The organism is Pseudomonas sp. CFBP 8758, assembly GCF_014841725.1.
In the GTDB taxonomy this organism is placed as follows: Bacteria; Pseudomonadota; Gammaproteobacteria; order Pseudomonadales; family Pseudomonadaceae; genus Aquipseudomonas; species Aquipseudomonas baltica.
In genome coordinates this window covers 39,911-59,015 of record NZ_JACYUK010000010.1, presented here as the reverse complement: position 1 = coordinate 59,015, position 19,105 = coordinate 39,911, and the positions used below count along the sequence as shown (strand labels likewise).

The 19,105-nt window shown below is 51.7% G+C and carries 19 protein-coding genes and 1 pseudogene; 8 read left to right on the top strand and 12 right to left on the bottom strand.

The window, feature by feature from the left end; all coding sequences use genetic code 11:
• Positions 1–23: 23 nt before the first annotated feature.
• The 3 genes from IFT75_RS19640 to IFT75_RS19630 are packed head-to-tail and all read right to left on the bottom strand — an operon-like array spanning position 24 to position 5,185.
• Positions 24–851 carry a phosphoadenosine phosphosulfate reductase family protein gene (locus tag IFT75_RS19640; RefSeq protein ID WP_192056387.1) on the bottom strand — a complete coding sequence of 276 codons (828 nt, stop codon included), beginning with the start codon at positions 849–851 and terminating at the stop codon, positions 24–26.
• On the bottom strand, positions 829–4,287 hold the full coding sequence (locus tag IFT75_RS19635; protein ID WP_192056385.1) for a hypothetical protein: 3,459 nt from the start codon (positions 4,285–4,287) through the stop codon (positions 829–831). The genes IFT75_RS19640 and IFT75_RS19635 overlap by 23 nt, the downstream gene beginning before the upstream one ends.
• The gene (locus IFT75_RS19630; protein WP_192056383.1) at positions 4,280–5,185 is read right to left on the bottom strand and encodes a DUF4007 family protein; all 906 of its coding nucleotides are present in this window, start codon (positions 5,183–5,185) and stop codon (positions 4,280–4,282) included. Before IFT75_RS19630 ends, IFT75_RS19635 begins: the two co-directional genes overlap by 8 nt.
• Positions 5,186–5,656: 471 nt before the next feature.
• Between IFT75_RS19630 and IFT75_RS19625 the strand changes: the two genes are divergently transcribed.
• Entirely contained in the window at positions 5,657–6,169 is a 513-nt protein-coding gene (locus IFT75_RS19625; protein ID WP_192056381.1) for a hypothetical protein, read from the top strand.
• Positions 6,166–6,774, top strand: coding sequence for a class I SAM-dependent methyltransferase (locus IFT75_RS19620; RefSeq protein ID WP_192056379.1), 609 nt, complete (start codon positions 6,166–6,168; stop codon positions 6,772–6,774). Before IFT75_RS19625 ends, IFT75_RS19620 begins: the two co-directional genes overlap by 4 nt.
• Before the next feature lie 24 nt (positions 6,775–6,798).
• On the opposite strand, the gene IFT75_RS19615 is transcribed toward IFT75_RS19620, so the two are convergent.
• Positions 6,799–7,227: an N-acetyltransferase gene (locus IFT75_RS19615; RefSeq protein ID WP_192056378.1), complete on the bottom strand. Its 429-nt coding sequence runs from the start codon at positions 7,225–7,227 to the stop codon at positions 6,799–6,801.
• 589 nt (positions 7,228–7,816) lie between these two features.
• Here IFT75_RS19615 and IFT75_RS21455 point away from each other — a divergent pair.
• Complete coding sequence (locus IFT75_RS21455; RefSeq protein ID WP_244652799.1) at positions 7,817–8,146, top strand: hypothetical protein; 330 nt, start codon at positions 7,817–7,819, stop codon at positions 8,144–8,146.
• Here the strand turns inward: IFT75_RS21455 and IFT75_RS19610 are convergent.
• Positions 8,054–8,239 (bottom strand): hypothetical protein, encoded by a 186-nt coding sequence (locus tag IFT75_RS19610; RefSeq protein WP_192056376.1) that lies wholly within the window; start codon positions 8,237–8,239, stop codon positions 8,054–8,056. The genes IFT75_RS21455 and IFT75_RS19610 overlap by 93 nt on opposite strands.
• On the opposite strand from IFT75_RS19610, the gene IFT75_RS19605 reads away from it, so the two are divergent.
• Positions 8,238–9,206: a DUF932 domain-containing protein gene (locus tag IFT75_RS19605; RefSeq protein ID WP_192056374.1), complete on the top strand. Its 969-nt coding sequence runs from the start codon at positions 8,238–8,240 to the stop codon at positions 9,204–9,206. The two genes, IFT75_RS19610 and IFT75_RS19605, sit on opposite strands and share 2 nt — an antisense overlap.
• Positions 9,207–9,287: 81 nt before the next feature.
• Here the strand turns inward: IFT75_RS19605 and IFT75_RS19600 are convergent, their stop codons facing one another.
• Positions 9,288–9,533 carry a helix-turn-helix domain-containing protein gene (locus IFT75_RS19600; protein ID WP_192056373.1) on the bottom strand — a complete coding sequence of 82 codons (246 nt, stop codon included), beginning with the start codon at positions 9,531–9,533 and terminating at the stop codon, positions 9,288–9,290.
• Positions 9,534–9,657: 124 nt separating this feature from the next.
• On the opposite strand from IFT75_RS19600, the gene IFT75_RS19595 reads away from it, so the two are divergent.
• Both IFT75_RS19595 and IFT75_RS19590 read left to right on the top strand, forming a co-directional pair.
• Positions 9,658–10,017, top strand: coding sequence for a hypothetical protein (locus IFT75_RS19595; RefSeq protein ID WP_192056371.1), 360 nt, complete (start codon positions 9,658–9,660; stop codon positions 10,015–10,017).
• 174 nt (positions 10,018–10,191) lie between these two features.
• Positions 10,192–10,803 carry a hypothetical protein gene (locus tag IFT75_RS19590; protein ID WP_244652798.1) on the top strand — a complete coding sequence of 204 codons (612 nt, stop codon included), beginning with the start codon at positions 10,192–10,194 and terminating at the stop codon, positions 10,801–10,803.
• 473 nt (positions 10,804–11,276) lie between these two features.
• Here the strand turns inward: IFT75_RS19590 and IFT75_RS19585 are convergent.
• The 4 genes and pseudogenes from IFT75_RS19585 to IFT75_RS19570 form a co-directional block, all read right to left on the bottom strand.
• A pseudogene (locus IFT75_RS19585) lies at positions 11,277–11,593 on the bottom strand (integrase core domain-containing protein); the annotation flags it as partial.
• Positions 11,594–11,749: 156 nt separating this feature from the next.
• Positions 11,750–12,739, bottom strand: coding sequence for a YagK/YfjJ domain-containing protein (locus tag IFT75_RS19580; RefSeq protein WP_192056370.1), 990 nt, complete (start codon positions 12,737–12,739; stop codon positions 11,750–11,752).
• A 368-nt stretch (positions 12,740–13,107) separates the two neighbouring features.
• Positions 13,108–13,305 (bottom strand): helix-turn-helix transcriptional regulator, encoded by a 198-nt coding sequence (locus IFT75_RS19575; RefSeq protein WP_122425024.1) that lies wholly within the window; start codon positions 13,303–13,305, stop codon positions 13,108–13,110.
• A gap of 61 nt (positions 13,306–13,366) precedes the next feature.
• Positions 13,367–14,734, bottom strand: coding sequence for a hypothetical protein (locus tag IFT75_RS19570; RefSeq protein ID WP_192056368.1), 1,368 nt, complete (start codon positions 14,732–14,734; stop codon positions 13,367–13,369).
• A gap of 161 nt (positions 14,735–14,895) precedes the next feature.
• On the opposite strand from IFT75_RS19570, the gene IFT75_RS19565 reads away from it, so the two are divergent.
• Together IFT75_RS19565 and IFT75_RS19560 are read left to right on the top strand one after the other, a co-directional pair.
• Entirely contained in the window at positions 14,896–15,567 is a 672-nt protein-coding gene (locus tag IFT75_RS19565; RefSeq protein WP_192056367.1) for a hypothetical protein, read from the top strand.
• A gap of 334 nt (positions 15,568–15,901) precedes the next feature.
• Positions 15,902–16,423: a GAF domain-containing protein gene (locus IFT75_RS19560; protein WP_192056365.1), complete on the top strand. Its 522-nt coding sequence runs from the start codon at positions 15,902–15,904 to the stop codon at positions 16,421–16,423.
• Positions 16,424–16,427: 4 nt separating this feature from the next.
• Here the strand turns inward: IFT75_RS19560 and IFT75_RS21450 are convergent, their stop codons facing one another.
• A complete protein-coding gene (locus IFT75_RS21450; protein ID WP_244652797.1) occupies positions 16,428–16,790 on the bottom strand; it encodes a response regulator in 363 nt (120 codons plus the stop codon).
• Complete coding sequence (locus IFT75_RS19555) at positions 16,787–17,944, bottom strand: PAS domain-containing sensor histidine kinase (protein ID WP_342214390.1); 1,158 nt, start codon at positions 17,942–17,944, stop codon at positions 16,787–16,789. The genes IFT75_RS21450 and IFT75_RS19555 overlap by 4 nt, the downstream gene beginning before the upstream one ends.
• Between the last annotated feature and the right edge of the window lie 1,161 nt (positions 17,945–19,105).

Here is a 19,105-nt window from a genome sequence, read left to right as displayed (position 1 = left end):
TCTAATCTTATTTCCGAAGCTCACTACAACTGGCATACCAAACAACCTTGATCATCATCATCATCTGGCGCTTCGGTTGAATCAAGATCAGAAAATACAGCTATGAGCGTTGAGTTATCTTTTCGTTGCGCCATTCTTTCCACACGAAGCGCATGATCACGCTTAATTTGAGCCATTCGCTCTGGCTGCTCGAGCTCTGCGAGACTTTCCCCTTGGCTCCAAGTGAAAAAATTACCTGTTTTTTCAAAGGGTACTTCATACTCTTTTGCTTTTTCGTATAGATCAGGATGAGTCTCTTTTAACTTCACCCATTCAATTTTTTGCTGATAGAAACAAAAATAACACCCTGAACGAGTTCTTCCCCATTTAGTGTAGGGTGGCATGCCTACCCCAGAGACTCGAAGAATTTCCTCAATGTCACGCAGGATCAACCCGTCCTCCTGAAATGGATAGACAGCTTCAATATTGGCCTTGTGACTAATATACCCCGTCCGATTTTCATCAGCTCGGAGCCCGACATAGTTAATTATCGGCTGATCACCGCAGAAATCCTCAAACGGCTTCAGCTTGAGCATTTTCGTGCACCAACGACGATGATTGGAAGGAATCATTCCTCCATACATGTCATACCAATGGTCGAAGCCAAGGTCAGCGTTCAGCCGATGCAGTGGTTTCCCGAGGTAGTTTTCCAGGCGCTGCAAATAGTCGTAAGTCTCTGGCAGCTCTTTACCGGTATCGCTAAAGATGTACTCCATTTCGGGCACGCGATCTCGCATGTAAATAGCTAAAGCGGCGCTGTCCTTACCACCAGAGAGGCTAAGGATGTGTCTAACCTGCGGTTCGTTGCTCATCGCTCAACTCTTTCTCATCGTGTTCTGTGGAGCCCTGCTGCAGTTGGAGCAAAGCTTGAGCAAGGGCTGAAGCGGCTAAATTCAAATTGCCACCCGCTTGCTTAGTGAGAGTTTTTAGCAGGCCATTGGCCATGATCTTCGTCTCGGGGTCGGAGGTCAACAGCATCGCTGCTTCCTCGCCACTTGGGAGTGTCAATGTCACCCCGACGAAGCGTTGCGCCTGTCGCTCGAATTCGCCTTTACGCATAGCGACTCTAAGCCATCGTTTGTAGCGGCCACATAGCTCAAGCACGGCCTCCGCAAACATCGGTGCATCACTGTCTTTCCAGATATCTAATGGCCTGTGAACGACTACACTCGCAATGGAATCCATCCACTTGTCGTCAGTCAGCGTGATATCAGAACAGCGCATGATGAAAGCTTTAAGATCTACCTCAGCAAGAGATTGCGCAGTATCAGCGCACTCCTCTTGGAGCTGCGATCGAAGAGCCTTAAGAGGGCCTGTGATCTCAAAAGCCTGAGCCATGGAAAGGCTAACCTCGTCCTGCAACCGTCGGTATGCCATACCAAGCTCAGTAAGGCTTTTCGCCAGTAGATCGGGGAAACTATTACCGTCCTTACCCTTCCCAGCCATCACCACACGTGGCATATCGATGGCGAGCAACGAAACCGGATCGGTTGCTCTTTTGATTACGTCACGAAGGGCTTTGGTTTGGTTTGTAAGTCGCAGTGTTTCTTGCGAATACTGCGGAAGACGCCCGTACCAGCGGATCAACTCCCGCGCGGCATCCAGATAAGATGCATTCAACCCCAATTGCACACCTACCGCTCCAAATGCCTTTGCGTAATCTTTGATCAGGTCTTTGCGCTCTGCCGCAATATCGAAGCGGCGGAAGCTAAAGGTGTGAGGGCTTCTGAACATCCGTTGCTGATGATCGGAGGTCAGCTCCAAGATCAGACTTCCTCGTTCGAAAATCGCGCACGATTCTTTGTTAACCAGAAGGTAAACCATGAACCACACGCTAGCCGGTCCATTTCGAACCCCTAGTGGCGGTAGAGCTAGGCTAGAAATAACCTCAGCAAAAGTGACCTGCCCATCAATCATCAGTTGCTTATCAAGCTCTGCCCAAACTTTACGTATACCGGCAGGGGAATCACCGTCTGGTGCGCTTAATAACCAACGCTCGCCAGCCCCTTTACGATGCAGTCCAGTGGATTGAAGCAGAGAGCTGTAGAGCAATCGCTCGGGTGGGAAGTCGACGATACCGAGCAACTCTGAGTCAACTGTTTTATCCAGCAGATCAAATAGACGCTGACGAGCTGCATTGATAGCAGACGACGGCTTATCTTTGTTGATCAACTCGTTAATGATAACCGGAGCCGCTTTGTAAACCTTATCGAACAACCAAGAGGCTGCTTGGCTAAGGTTCATTGCGCCACTTTCGGCAATCACCTTTCCTCCGTGCCAATATTCCATACCGGACGATCCTTTAGCTTGCCGGTTGAGCAACGCCAAGACCAGTCGACTAACACACTCACGTGCCGTGCTGAACCTCAATTCGACATAGCGCTCAGTCCAAGGATCCAAATGGCGACGCTTGACCTGGTCATGAACCATCAGCCAGCGGGAATATTCAATCAGAGCATTACGCTCATCCGGACCGACTTTGACAATTGCAGTGAGGGATAAAACATCCTTGGTAGAGCGAGCCACCTCTTCAGCAGCATTAACTAAAGCAGAAGACTCAGCGTCTACAAATATCAGCCCCACACTGCCATCATGGCGACCATGAGTACCGATGGTCTGCTTAATTTTATCCGACGTGCCCGCAGTCACTTTTACCGAGCGGATTGTTCCCGTCTGCTGATAGTGACGACTTGCTATAACGCTTCTTTCAGATAGGGCTTGTGAAACGCCATTGAACATCAGTTCATCAGCCGAGCGCTGCATAGTTTGCTCGTACAAAGCCTCGACGTTGATAGCGTGACTAACGGCAAAACCATAATCATCACTCGCATGACGATGTACCAGGATCGCTTTGGCAGCTAGCTCACTCAAAGCTTCGGAGATAGCTTTAAGATCCTCCCCCGTAACAAATCTGAGGAGTTCAACGGTCAATGCGACATGGAGGACTTGAGCAACCAGTTCAATGACGGCAATCGACTTGAGCAAGTCAAGCTGCAGTGCCGTCATCTCCGCGTCATTTCGCTCTATAACAGCGCGAGCGAAGTCCCAACGCCGCTCAGCCTCAAGATCACGAAAGCGAAGCCCTACCCCCGTCGTGAGGTAATCAAAAAGCTCGCTCATTCCATACCAAGAAGAATGATCGAGGACATTGTGCTCTGCGAAGTCTCTAAGCGCTCCGGATTCATATCCACGCATAAATGCGTGGAATGAACGCTCACTCTGGCCAAATCGCTTAGAGATGACCGCTAAGCAAGCCAGCGCTGCTGGGTGCAATGGATACAAGCGCTCGGCTTGAGAGAACAGCTCACTCTCACCAGTCCCCCGGAAAAAGTTGAAACCAATTGCTTGCTTGTAGATGCACCGGGCATCTTTTTTCAGGGCAACTGACTCAGTAATAGTTGCATCGGCGCCTAGGGCATGAAGGGCGAAATGGGCATACCGCTCGACCGGCTCATCAAAAGGCACTTCATCGAAACGTGCAGAGACCTTGTGCCACTCATCGGAGAGGGTGCGACCGACACCTTTAGCATAAGCATCAAAATGCTGGTGCAGCATTGATATGACTAAAAGACCATCATCCGTAGGGTGCGACGCGACTTCAGCGATTTGCTGCAAAGACATCAAATCACCGGCTTCCGGGTTTAGAGCTGCGTGTTCAATGAATTTACCAAGCTCGTCAATGAGCAATAGGACACCACAACACTTAGAATCCTTGGTGATTAAAACAAAATCACTTAGCAACCTACTTGTTGCCGCATTAAGGGGTATATCACGATAGGTTTGAGCCTTCCTATCCAACTGGCGCTTCAACTCAGCGGCAAGCTTGCTTTTTGGAAGGTGCTCGAGTGCCTCAAGAATAGACTGTGCTAACGCATCACCCAACGAGACACGCGAACCGCTTATTGCCAGTGCAAAGCGGTTTTGCGCCTGAGGGAAAAGCTCGACGACTTCATTGGAGGCCTCAGCGAGTTGTTCGTAAATTGCCTGAGAGCTTTTTTGCCCTTCTAATAAACGAGCGAGCAGCAACCCTAACGCCGATTTGCCACTGCCGTAGGGTCCCATGATTTTCCAGGCGCGTTGCGCGCTTCCCGACTTCAGCGCTCCGCCAATCTGGCGAAGCACTGCCAGGACCGCAGGAGTGATCAGATAACTATCGAGCGAGTCTTGTGACCTCAAATCCCTAGCCAGCGAAATGGAGCGCAGGAATTTGGAATCCAACTCAAGGTGATTTATCAGTCGGTCAGACATTCAATTCTTCTCCTGCGCCCAGCAAGCAATCAGCCCAAACAGGCGATAGAGTTTTATCCAAAATTATTTGCTGGGTATCAGCCGTATCAATAAATCGCACCACACCACCAAACTCTTTTTCTATACCTTCGATCAAGCTACCTACTTGGAAGTTATCCAACCTAAACACACTGCCGGGGCTGAATTCACCATGCACAATCTGGTTGAGACTGAGAGAGTTGGCATCCTGACGTTGGAAGTAATCGATCAAAGAAAAAAGAAAAACTCGCGGAGACAGACCTAAGGGAGCATTTCGACCTACTAGGTAAACAGTTTTACCGTCGTCAGCAGTGACCTCTTCAAAAAGCCCCAAATCCTGCAATGGGCACCACGAGGTATCGTCCCCTGCTGACTCTTCGCGCTTATACGAATGAAGGAAAATGCTCGCGTGTTGCTCAAGGGTCGAAACTGCTAGCTTTTTATTACTGGCTAGCGCCTGTCGCTCGAGCCCCGCGATGAGTTCCTTTCGATCAAAACGTGAATAAGTCGCGCTCCCGAAGACCAGATTCCAAACCGCAATCTCCGCGTGGGACGAGATCCACCAGTGGAGTAACCAGAGCGACTCAGGCTGCTCGAGATACGGATCCCAACCGGCTTTCGATAGCAGCAAACGTCCAATGGGACCAGATTGCAGACCCGCAGCATCACGACCGCTGACAATCCCGAACGCTTCGCCCCAAAACTGTATTGACTTGACCATGTTGCGGCCGATACCCAACGTAATTGTCGCCTGGGCTTCATCTTTCAGAGCCAGGGAATTACTGACAATTGCTTGGTGTAGCTTTGGCAGCCATCCGTAACGGCAGACGAAGGACTCATGCCCTGAGAAGCGCTCATCTCGTCGTTGCATGCTTGACATTACCCCTTCCTCCCTGAAGCCATTTTCTCCGCAGCGGCTGGAGCTGCTGGCTCGATAATGATCCGTTTCGTTGCGGCATCAAAGTAGAGATCTACCTGATCGCCCTCGTGCAGACCGGCATTGCGCAGCAATTGCTCGCTGAGAGAAACTCGTCCTAGCTTTTGGATCCTACGCGTGTCAAACAAAACCTTCATCCTACGTACTCCAAGCCTCGTGGCAGGCTTCATCAATACTCGTAGAATACTTTATTGAGAGACCTAACGCAGGGTATCGGGCTGTCCAAAGGGGTTCATTTTTTCGATATTTCAGTCGATTAGGCTAATCTTGACCTAAGGCGAATGTCACTCGCGCGCACCACTGGGGTGCGATAGCAGGCCTTACTGCGCAGGATCCTATCCAATCGTCATTGCGGCGCCAGCACGAATTCCAGTTAGACTGGGACACCTCACGACAAGAAAGACTGTAACGTTGATGAACGACCCGGATTTCGAAGCTATCAAGCATGAAAACGCAAAAGAGCTTGAGCGAATAAAATGGCAGTTTAAAAAAGAAGAGCTTAGCTACCTTGAGGCAGGCCAACATTTGAGGTCGCTCAATCAACAGCTATGGCAGGTCCCTAGCATGGTCATCGCGATCACTGGCGGTATTTGGTATGGCACAGCATCTATCAGTGGTGATTTGCCAAAGGTTTTGGCGCTTTCTTTTGCGGCGACGGTCAACATTCTGACTATCCCTATCATTGTTCGACTTAGACAATTAATAAAAAAACATATAAATCTCCAGCTGGCCTTTAACCAGCAAAACGACAGCAAAGGAAACTACACTGTAATCACGTGCTGGATTCTGCTTCTACTTACAGCTGCATGTTTGAGCATCGCAGGCGCTAGCAATACCGAAAAGATAAGCACTGAGAATAAAAAACCCGAACCACAAACCACGAACAACTACCTCTACCCTCAAAAAATAGAAGTATTCAATAAATGAATTCGAAAAATAGCACGACATGGGCGAGCTATGACTCTGATAGTGACAAATACTTTGACGACTATAGCAAGCTGTACTTCTCTAACATCCACAGACAATTTATAAAATTCCTACCAATTCAGACCGGCGCGAAAATTTTGGATATAGGATGTGGTTCCGGGCGCGACGCGCTTTCACTTGCACGCCGTGGTTATCAGGTAACCGCTGTTGAGCCAAGTAATAAAATGCTCGCGCTTGCGCAGAAAAAAAACAACCACAAGAATATAACTTGGACAAATGACTGCCTTCCGTATCTTTTAGCATTGAACAATAACGCTTATGACTTTATATTAATTAGTGCCGTATGGATGCACATACCACCTGACGAGAGAGAAACATCAATAAAAAGAATTAGCGACCTCTTAAAAGCAGGCAAGCATTTAGCCGTCACGCTTAGAATCGGAACACCAGATACGAAAAGAATTATGTACCCGGTATCCATAGAGGAACTCTTAAAACAATCAAGCAAGTTCAACCTCAAACCAATCTATATCAGCAGAGAAACAAAAGACTCTTTAAGCCGAAAAGAAATCATTTGGAAGAAGATTGTATTCGAAAAAGAATAACATCAACAACAATAAGAACACAGGCTATAAGCTGGCATGCTGGCTCTCCGTAAACTCGTCTAAGCCAGTTCGATCAGGTGCTGCAGATATCACCTTTTCCGCTACCTTCCTGGATGAGATGATTGACTCTCCCACAACGGCCTCAATGTAAATTTTCTGAATGCCATTGCGAGCCAACCTGCGTTTTATTTCAGCAATATTTTTAACCAATATTTTCGAGGCAAGGCATTGCCGCCTAAATTTTCCATGAACTGCGTAACCCACGCCGAAATATGGAGCCCCATTTATCGGATCTGCAGACACGTAAGTCACAAAGGCACGAACGCGCTCGAAATCAACCATGCCATAGGTAATGCGAGCTCCACCATTAGGCAGACTCAGCACAACTTGAAAATCACACAGGGATTCAGCTGAAATCCATTTTTTATAACGCACTGAAGCTAAAAAGACCATTCATTGAATCAGTCATTCGAGACATATGTCCCTCCCCAGAATAGTTGTGGCGCGATCTATTAGTGTATAAGTCATCGCTTTAGGTCATCCCCTAAGTGAGTAAAGAAAAGTTTTCACGTATTTCCAATGCTTGTATTTTTTTTCGGAGACCATGCTGCACAAGGACTTCAGCCAAAATCTACTGACCAGAAAAACGCGAAATCTCTATCCTGGCACTTAACAATGATCACCATATCAGCGCCCCAAAACGCTTTCTTTTAAGTGTCGTATCAATCGATGCTGCATGGGCTAATCCAGAATCTTATCTATGTCCAAATTGCGTAAAAGCTCCACCTGAGAATTTTCCGTGCATCCATGGAATGCGATTACATCTTGCCTTCAGTCAATTGCAAGCCACCTTGCCGTTATTCCTTCGACCGTCGGCGCGGTTGCAGGCCACGCCCCCGATGCACATTGATTCGGCAGTAGTCTGCGCTGAGTCGTCTACAACCGTACCGATCAAATCACTCATCAAAAACGCATATTCGATTCGAAAAAAACTCAACCCTACATCACTGCTATGACACCCCCACCCATGGAGCTTCAAACCATGTCATTGCAGTGCCCTCGCTGTAACTCACCAAAAATTGCCTCTTTCCACCAAGCCATGAAAATTGCAGCTGCCCTGGGTACGGTCGGCGGCGCAGCACGCGGCGTCAGTGCCGCACTTGCGGGCGGTCAAGCGGGTGCCACCGTGGGTGCAGTTGCCGGACCGTTCGGAGTCACTCTCGGGGCCGTTTCTGGCGCCATTCTAGGCGGTCTTATTGGCGGCGCTGGCGGCTGTGCATTAGGCGCTCAACTCGGCGACAAGCTTGACCGCCATGTACTCGCCCACAACCTCTGCCTGATTTGCGGGCATCGCTTCAATCTCCCTGCTTAATCCGTCTTCTACTCCTTTCTTTCTATTACGTCCGGACAGCGCCACGCGATACGTGGCGTTTATGCCGATCTGCACCCAAGGAACCTCAATCATGGCTCATCAAATCGAACAAATGGCTTACGTTGGAGCAACCCCGTGGCATGGCCTCGGCAGCCAATTGACTCATAAACAGCCTATTGAAATCTGGCAGCGTGAGGCTGGCATGGACTGGCAGATTCAAGAAAGCCCAGTTCACTTCAAAGCCGAATCTATCGGCCATTTGGGCAGCATTCACTCTTTCCCTGAACAAAAAGTGCTATACCGCTCCGACACGAAGGCACCGCTATCGGTGGTTTCCAACCGCTATCAAATAGTTCAGCCACGTGAGGTGATGGAGTTCTATCGTGACCTGACTGAAGTGTCCGGCTATGAACTGGAAACCGCTGGCGTGCTCAAAGGCGGTCGTAAGTTCTGGGCGCTAGCCCGTACCGGGCAGAACGCCACCTTGAAGGGCAACGATCAGGTCAATGGCTATTTGTTGCTGGCGACCTCCTGTGACGGCACGCTCGCCACCACAGCCACGCCTACCACCGTTCGCGTGGTCTGCAACAACACTTTGACCATCGCCGTGAATGGAGCAAGCCGCGCCATCAAGGTGCCGCACAGCACCCGGTTCGATGCTCGGGCGGTCAAAAAGCAATTGGGTGTAGCCGTCTCGCAATGGGACGAGTTCATGTATCGCATGCGCGTGCTGGCCGAGCGTAAAGTCCATTGGCATGAGGCTATGGGGTTCTTCATGAACGTACTGTGTGACGTAACGCCCAATAGCAAATTACCTGAAGTCCTGCCCAACGAACGCGCCCTGCGCAAGGTACAAAGCCTGTACGAGGGACGCGGCCGTGGCGCAACGCTTGAGTCAGCGCAAGGCACTGCCTGGGGCCTGCTCAACGCAGTGACCGAGTATGTCGATCACGAGCGCAGAGCACGTAGCAACGAGTACCGCATGGACTCCGCCTGGTTCGGCCAGGGGGCGCTAATAAAGCAACGTGCATTGGATGTCGCCCTGCAAATTGCTGCCTGAAACGCCTCCCCTCCTCAACCATAACGCCCGTTCAGCATCCAGCTCAACGGGCGCTTTTATGTCCGCAACCCTATGGCGAAATCACAAGCCTGCCTCGAAAAGCAAATCTGACGGTTTACATTGCAACGCAGTAGCAATTCGGAGAATGTTCAAAAAAGTAACATTTCTCTCTCCCCGCTCAATTTTCCCCATGTGGGAACGATCAATCCCAGCGGCATCGGCCAAGGCTTCTTGCGAGAGCATTTGTCCTAGTCGCCGCGCACGTACTACCGCACCAAGCGCTACTAGGTCACCGTCTTTATCGTGGTTTGCAGAGATTCTTGCCATGGCGAAAATCGTCGCGCTATGATGCTTTCACGACCACGGCATTTACGACCCTTTTTGATGTTTCTCTGACGTTGAGCAGAGCTAGCAGAAGGCCCTCCTATCCCCGATACAGAGAATTTGAAATATGCCTCTATCAACAGTAAATGGATTAAACGAATCTCAAATAGAAACTTTTCTAAAAGCCAAAAAATCTTTTGAAATTGTAGGGTTACGAGGCCAATTTACTAAGAGCGTGGTGATTGTCGAAAAAAAGATAGAAAATCTAGGTTTAAAGTGCCGAGTAAAATCCGACATAAAAGGTGCCATAACCCAAGGGGGTATATTGGGTGCTGTTATTGGAATAGCCTCCCTACCCATAGGGGTCGCTATAGCAACCGCCGCTACCGTGGCCAGCACTGGTCACACTCTAGTCACCTACAATCCAGACTACGAAATCATAAAAGACTACGTCAATAAAAAACTGAAAGTCATCTACAAGAAATAGCAGACGACCGAATCAATCCGCGCTCCTGCATACACTTCAGAGTTTAATAAATTGAAAACAAAATCATTTATACTAAAAGCAGCCAGCTGTATTGCCCTCGCACTTTCATTGAACGCACAAGCCGAAGTTGACTACGGGTACATGTATCCACCCATGCTACCAAATGAACAAAACATGAACGACTTGCCCTATGCCATTCCCTGCGCAGAGGCTAAAAATCAGTATGGTGCAAAATTCTACCGCTGTACCTGGTACACGCTGCCTAGGAACATTACTCAGTGGAATGCACAACAGCAGCGCAACATTACCTTTAGCAACCACATCAGCGGCAAATGCATGCGAGGTACTTGCCGTGCATCCAATGGCTCAGGTATCTACGGAATGTACGGCCAAGACCTCAGCTTTAGTCTCTCCATTTACTATTACATCTATGAAAGTGAGGATGGTTATCCGATTGCCTATCGCATGGATGGCGGGCCAAATAAAAAGGGGAAAGAGGTTACCTACGCTCAAGCCCGGAAATTACTTCAGGACTTCTTGCTTGATCACGGCATCAGCAAAACTAACGCAAAAGACGCTATTGCTGCCTACTCGTTGGATGCGAATGCAACGAGTGATTCTTCAGTCGATGACGAGCCACAGACCGAAAATACGCCCATGACAAAACCCACAAAAGACATCGAGGTAAAAGAAGCCTGGTGCAACCCGCGCGAAGACGATGACTGCACCATCAATGGCAAGAAAGTACTAAAAATGGAGCTCAAGCAATACCTGCCAGCAGTCTAAGAACTGGAAGTACTCAATGCCGGCGGATACTGCGAATATCCTATTTGCTATGATAAAAATGATAAGCCTGTCGGAATTCGTTAGAAACAAGGGCACGGTTCAACTCCGTGCCTTTATTTTTTAATTAGACCTGAAACCGAGTGCCCTCCCTGTAAACACAGTCATCATAGGCCTTCGATGAGTCTGAGTGCAGTAACGGCCATCAAGGCTCCTTCAATAGAACTCCATGATTGTGGACCGGGTTTGTTAGAGGTCGCGACAGGGAAACAGGTAACTGCTCTCCCTACTGCGAGCGCATCGCGTCCAGTTACTCGCCTGATCAAAGAGGATTCTTCCATGCCCACATGCGCAATGGCCTCTTACGTATACCTGCAGGCTTCACTCTCAAGTGCTGTGTATCCTCGCCCTAGGCCAGATAGTGCACAGCTTTGTGTGCCTTGCTTCGGATATGGACATCATGCCGATTGTAGTGGTCAACTAATCCCAGACACGACGTTAAGTTTTTCTTCGGCCCGAGCTGGCGCCAGCCCACCATTGAACTGATGGGGTCGAACCCAGTTGTACCGATGCATCAAGAAATGGCTGATATCGCGCTGGGCTTCTTGAGCCGTTCGGTAACCCGTGGTCGGTATCCATTCCGTTTTCAAGCTGCGGAACACGCGCTCCATTGGCGCATTGTCCCAGCAATTCCCCCGGCGACTCATGCTTTGGCGCCTGCGATAACGCCAGAGCCGCTGGCGAAATAAACGACTCGCATACTGGGCCCTTGATCCGAGTGAAACACCTGGCCCTGGTGCACATATGCTGAGTCGGGCTGATACGCTCACGCCGTATAACTACGCTGTCCCACCTCCAAACTTAGGTAAACGTCTGGGAAGCTAAAAACGGTGCCTACCGAGCAGATAGTGCATCGCCCGGTGGACATCAACCTAACCTACTCAATAGATTACGTCCCCCGGACAATAGATCGATTGATCGCACCAGAAACCTTTCTTACCAGCCCCTTACGCAAGCAACGAGCCCCTACAGGCTTGAGCCGCAGATGCTGATCATTCTTGACCAGGTAACGCATGGCGTAATGCACGTTAGCCCGTGCACTCAAGTCACTTCTGTGGATTAAGCCAACCCCCAGCCTATCTTTATATTTTTCTTTTTCGAGGTTGCAGCTGTTGAAGTAACCCTGACCACGGGTAATACGCTCCCACAGCTGACCGATTTGTTGCGCCCTGTAGATATCTGCACGCACTTCAGCGCCATTGAAGAAGAAGGCAGCATGGACGTGATACCCCCGGTCCTCACCCTGCTCAACGCTGCATATGTAGCCGATCTCATGATCAAAAATCAGGTTACGTTCACGCTCAGCAATCAGCCGACTGAGGTCGTCAAAGACGTGCTCCACACGCAACCTAGCTTGTGCCTCTCTACGGTAATACAGATCAACCCGAATCACGCAAGTGCGGGCGTAACGATCATGTACTGCATCAACGTAGCGGCCAACTTCGATCTCCTGCTTAATCGCTTGGTAACGCTGATCGTGTCCCCAGCGCCTGTATCTCTTTTTGGTGAGAAGCGTTCGGACCTGCTTGGTCAGTTCGTTCAACGTCTCGCTGGCGCTCAGATAGCGTGTTTCACACTCACCCAAGCAGGTAATGCCACATGGACTGCGCTCAACCCCAATTGCATGGCAAGCCTCTAGGAAAAGGTTCAAATGCCAGCTGTACTGATACTCCTCGTCACATTCGAACAGATCGACCATCTGCTCGATCCCATCGAAGTACTTTGACAGTTTGGTTGCATCGACCTGCTCATCCCCGTGCTTCGAGTATGTAATTCGAAAGGCTTGACCATCTGTACGTTGAATGGCGTTGATCAGTCGCTCAATCCGGATAGCGTTATCGGACTGTGAGCGGTAGGTGTAGCTGGTTCGTTCAGTCATCGTGATGCACCTGATTAGTTGTTGGCATATCAGGTGCGTGATGAGGATTTATTTAATCGATGGTCTGTCGCATCAATTGGGTGGTAGTGGCTGTATAGCTCTCAGTGTTCAGCCTATTGATTGATGATGGATTGATAGTTCAAGAGCTATATAACTAGATCCCGAATCGAGCCCAGGTCTCCATCCCGGAATAGCAAGGAAATGGAGAGCAACATTGCCTTGATAGCCAAGAGATTTGCCAAACTGCGGTTTGAGGAGGTTAGTTGAGAATCATCTACACCATCCGGCATAAACGCCATGATCGGCAGTGAGCCGATCATGGCGCATCATGGATAATCGTTACTCAGACCCGTCACCGTGGGGCCGGCCTACATCCCTGCAGCCAAATCACGCGCACTGATCCGCGCTTCGATCCAAGCCTCGACCTCACTCTCCACCCACGCGACCGCACGCTCCCCCAATGACACTGGTTTCGGGAATCTGTCCTCGGAGATGTATTTGTACAGCGTCGAATTCTTAAAGCCTGTAGCCGCCAGCACGTCTTTCTTACGGAGCAATTTCTTCATGGCCGCAGCCCTCTGATTGGTTCAGAGGATGGGGAAGCCTTATAAAAAATGACCGGTCCCTCTAAGGCCTGAGCCGTGGCGCGGTAAGCAGTCCCAACGCATAGAGCTGCTCCAGAGGAATATCCGCCTCGCGCTTGAACGCCGTCACACTCCCCACGGCCTCATATCCAAGGACTAAACAGCCCTGTTCAGTAGCCTCCAGAGCCAACAGAGTAATAGCTTCATAGCCTCGCTCAGCAGGCACAGGGATGACGCACAACTCTAACCAGTCGAAGAAAACTTCAGACGTCTCCTGGAATCGTGAGCGGTACTCCTTCGCCAGCTCCACCGCCAACTCACGGAAGTGCTCAATGATCACCTCCCAGCCACTCTCTCCCAGCTCAGCATCCAGCGGTGATGACGGCGCAGGCTTGCGCAAATCCCTAGAGATCCTTTTTCGCAGCTCATCATCGACGTGGCCTGCGTGCGCTCCGAGAGCAGACCAGTGATGCGATAGTAGGTACGAGGCGTACCGTGACAGTAGCAACTGCAAGACTGCAAAGACTTGTGGGCGCTGCCGCCAAAGAAAGCGGACTACAGGCCTAGGGGTCGTGATTGCGTTACCCAATGACTTTTTAGCCGCGCTGACGTCATTGCGAAGCCTATCGCCATGATGCTGAAACCACCGATCACTCGATTCGTGGGTCCAATGACTCAATACCTGAACATCCGTCGTTTGAGTCAGTTGACGATGACCCAAGTTGAGAAAATAGGTACTCATGGCCTTCCTGGCAAAAATCGACGAAGACACTCCGGGTACGCAGCTACGAATAAACCCCAGATCCATCAGCCTACGGATCCTTTGCCTCAAACTGGCGGGCGCCAGCCCCGTCAACTGAACCAGCTTCACGCTCCCAAGCTGACTGACCACCCCAAAAGCATCTGCGTAGCTCAAGAGGGTAGCCAGCAACAGTCGGTTAGCCAGACTGAGGTTGCCCCGGCGTCCCGGCGGAACCGGTTTACCGAACTCATTAACCGACTTCAAGGACTGGACTACTTCCGCACCATCACCGCCCTCTTCAGGCCCCACCGCACGAATGACCGGGCCAGCGATCAGGCGCTTAATGAGTCCCTCGTGGATGACGGTCGGCACCATAGCCTTCTCGAGCGCGACCGCAAGAGCGGCTTGAACCTTATAAGTGTGATTGGGCCTTCCGGAAGACCCAGGCGTTGACACCGGCAGTTTAACAAGCCATCCGGAATCAACGAGCTGCGCTAAAGCCGATGCAACAACGCGAAGCGGAAGACCGAGTTGACTCGCCCGCACCTCACCACTGCACGGGCCTCCTTCGGCCAGTCCGTAACGCTGCACAAACGCCACCAAGACAAACTTCACCTCCGGCTCGACGTGCTTGAGTGGCATAGCTAAAACGCCAAGGTAGTAGCTCAACTCGCTCTCTCAATCATTAATTTATTACCGTTAATATACCCTATATGAATGCTCTCGTGCTGACAGTAATAAAAACGCATAACATAACGCATAACGTAACGCATAACAGGTTACAAAAATCCTCTATTCGGGTATAAACCATCCCTGAGAGGAGTACCTAAATGGCTATGAAAAAAACCGGACTGGACTGGCTGAATCATCGCGATAAAGCCCAGCTCATGTGGGCCACTGAATACCTAAGACGCCGCGGCGTTAATAGCCTCTTCGGCCGTGGAGCGGTGACCCACAACGATTTATTAGAAGCGGGCAAAGCACTTGAAAGCTCACCTAGCGGACTGATCACACTCAACGCCATGAAAAATGCATGGCGCCAGAAGCAGTACCGCAGCGCTGACAACGGCAGACAAGCGCGAACGTTTTCACTTCCAAGCACTGCGATAAAAGCCCTTTCACTACTAGCGAAGAACAACGACGGCCAGAGCAATACGGCCCAACTCATTGCTCTGATCGAGAATGCGGATGAAGGACGCCGCAAAATGCAGGAGGATGTTCGGCAGCAGGCCATTAAGGAAAAAGCAGCACTTCGCAACGAGCGACTAAAGTCGGCCCGCTATAAAGCGCAATTGGAGATCACCACACGACACCTGGAGCAATGCTTGAACGGACTGGCAAAATGGGAACTGTCTATGGCGGAAGCCCTGCCTCCATTCAATGGGAATGAAGCAGAAGCAGACAGGTTGGCAAAGAAGAAGTTGGATCAGGTAAGGCGGGACATTCAGAAAGCAATCCTGAAACTGGACATTGCGACGCCCAGAGATGGAGTATCACTATAATTTTTACCAATGCGCTTATGCCAAGGCCAGTACTGTCATAGCTTCAGACACCCTTGCTAAGGACAGATCATGATCCGGTATTCCAAATAGTATTCCAAAGAAAATTCAAAACCTAAAATATCTATATAAATCAAATACTTATTACTTCAGTTCAGATTACCCCGGTCCAAGCAACCCTCACACCCCTATCACTTCGCGTAGCTCGCCAATGCTTTTTCTGTGCCTGAACCGATGGCTTTGGCTCAATCGCACCAGTGCCGTAACATCGCTCCAGCCGCCCCCCTTGCAGAACCTCAATCACAAGCCGAAACTCCCCAAAACGACGAGGTACCCCATGGCACTCGACTACCCGCCCACCCTCCTGTCCCAGGAAGAACGCGCAGCCATTGCTGAAATCGAAGCCACCACCAACATCCTGCGGTTGGTGACCAGGCTTACCAACATGCGCTTCGCCGCGATCACCAAATTTGGCGACGCTGAGTTGGTCATCTGCTCCGTGCACGATTCCGCCGACCTGGGAATCGGCGCAGGTGAGGCCTTTCCGCTGGAAGACACGATCTGCAGCGAGTTCCAGCGGGATCCTGCGCCGTTGCTGATCCCGAGAGTGAGCCATGACCAGAGCTTCGCCTCACGACTGATCGTCAAGACCTATGATCTGGACAGCTATGTAGGCGTGCCCATTTTTCTGCCTGATGGCCGGTTGTACGGAGCGCTCTGCGCGATCGATTCGCGGCCTGTGCTGTTTGAAGATCCGGATGTGTGCGAAACGCTGGAGATTTTTGCCCGTTTGATCGGGTGTATATTTTTTGCGAGCTTGGCGGTGAAGGTGGCGAGTGTCGGGATTGAATTGGAGTGATAGATCAGGTCACCTTCAAGCGATGTGTACACACCGCCCCACACAACAGGCGCGACAACTGCTCCACTGAATACGGTTTATGCAACAACTCGAATCCATCGGTTCCCTTCTCTGCCAGCACATGGCTGTATCCCGATGTCAGCACTACAGGTAATCCTTCGTATCGCCGACGAATCTCATGGGCGAGTTCGATACCGGTCATGCCCGGCATTACCACATCGGAAAACACCACTTTGAATCGGCTGGCGTCGCGGGCCAGCTCGGCCAATGCTTCCTGTCCATTGATGGCAAGGATCGGCCGGTAGCCCAAATCCGACAGTGATTGCATCGCAAAGGCGCCCACCTGAGGGTTGTCTTCGACGATCAATACACCGGTGCCGTGTCCGTGTACCAACTCATGGGTCGCCTCGACACTCCGTGGCTCGCGCGGCTCGGATGCCTGGGGCAGGTAGAGTGTGAAAGTGGTGCCTGATCGACTTCACTGTCCACGGTGATCTCGCCACCCGATTGCTTGGCGAACCCAAATACTTGCGACAGGCCAAGGCCCGTGCCCTGCCCCACGCCTTTGGTGGTGAAAAAGGGCTCGAATATCCTGCCCAGGTGCAACGGCGCGATGCCGCTGCCGGTATCGGTCATCGAAATCACCACTTGAGGCTGTTCGCCAGACTCGGCCCCCCGGCTAGCCGGGCCCACTCGGATGATAAGGCACCCCTGGCCGACCATGGCGTCACGCGCGTTGACGGCCATGTTGACGATTGCCATGTCGAACTGAGAGGGGTCGGCGATCACGAAGTGGCTATGTTCGGGGATCTCCATCACCAGCTCCACTTCGGCGCCCACCAGTATCTTGATCATACTGGCCAGGGCCCGCAGGTTCTCGGCAGGCGCGAACACCGTGGGTTGCAGTGCCTGGCGCCGGGCGAAGGCAAGCAGTTGCGAGGTAACTTTGGCAGCTCGTTCGACGGTGTCGGCGATGGCTGAGACATAGCGCGCGCGTCGCTCGTGGGAGAGATCAGGCCGTTTGAGCAGGTCAGTCGACGACTTGATCACGGTCAGCAGGTTGTTGAAGTCGTGGGCGACGCCACCGGTGAGTTGGCCGATGGCTTCCAGCTTCTGCGATTGACGCAGGGCCTCCTCGGCGGCGGCCAGGACGTTGGCGCTCTCCCGCTCGGCGGTGAAGTCGCGGCCCACGGCGTTGATCTGCTGCTCGTCTGGCTGGGTCGACCAGGATATCCAGCGGTAGCTGCCGTCCTTGTGGCGGTAGCGGTTGTCGAACCGGGCGTAGGCATGGCCATCAGCGGAAAGACTGGCGCCCTGCTGGGTGTGCGCCAGGTCGTCGGGGTGGATCAGTTCGAAAAGCGACAGGCCGTAGGCGTCGTTGTAGAGCAGCCATTGCTGGGGCCCCCAGTAAAGTGCTGCGATGCCTTTGGTGTTCAATACCAGCGACAACGAAGTGCGCAGGGATGCAGGCCATGAGCGGTAATCGGCCAAGGCGGTGCTGGACCAATCCGTGTCGCGCACCAAGTCCCCCATTTCTCCGCCACCGATCATGGGCGGGACAGGAGCAAGCGTATTGGGGGAGTTCGAGCAAGTCTCCTTAACGACCCACGAGCCTCTTTGTATTTATGCTCGGGACACTGCTTGCAAACAATCAACCGGCGCTGGTGCCCGGGCTAGATGCATCACAGTTGACCTCCCCACCCACCCTGCCTATCCTCCCGCTCGTCACGCCACATGCGTGACCAGGTTTGACGGCCTGTCCTACATACGAACGCGCAGTCTCAAGACTCGGCACGGGCGCTCTTGCACCCGCTCCGGACTCTATGGCGGCTGTGCGTGGGGCACCTTCGGGTGCGCCGGGTTCGTATGTGACCGGTCCGTCAACCCATGCACAGCTGCCACCCACTCGTTTGACGGCGAGTGCTGGTAGATCTCCCCTTACATACGGAAGTCGCCACCCATGAAAGATCAAACGAATCTCGTTGCTTACCAATCCCTTCAACGCGCTAGCCAATTGCTAGATACCGCGTCTGTGCTTGCCGCGGAAACGAGCGATGCGAATCAGCAGCTCTGTCGCGCGCTTAACCAGGCTGTGGCCTTGCTGACGGAGACGAGCAGGACGTTGGTGGAGGATTCTCTGCTTGAAATGAAGTTGCGGTTCTAACCTCACGCCTGATCGGTCAGACGCAAAACTGAGTGCCTGTCGATCGCGAATGGTGCCGCTTTGAACATAAGCGGCCCCTCACTGGACTGGCCTCCCTACCCCATTGGACTAAACCCCGAACCCGCTGAACAATACCGCTCTCGCAGTGCCTCACTCCCCCCTCGACGGCACTGCTCCTTGAACCACTGCTTCGCACCTTTCCTGCACTCGCGGTATTCAATCGACCCACTTCGGTAACCCCCACAGACACTGCCGTAGTCGATCCGGTTATCGCTGACACTCCATGAAGCGGTGTATGAATTCTTCCTGTCCCAACCGAGTATTTGGTGAGACTCAGAGCTACTGCTGCTACCAGCGCGCCGAACCGGCGTAGAACCCTGCCCCGCCTTGTACTCCGCCAAATACTGCGCCGACACCATCCCCTGCACGGCTCGTTCCTCCCGCGCAGGCCGAGGCGCATCGCCATACCGACAGCGCAACGTCTGATCAGTAATCGCATTGTCCCCGCCCATGCACTC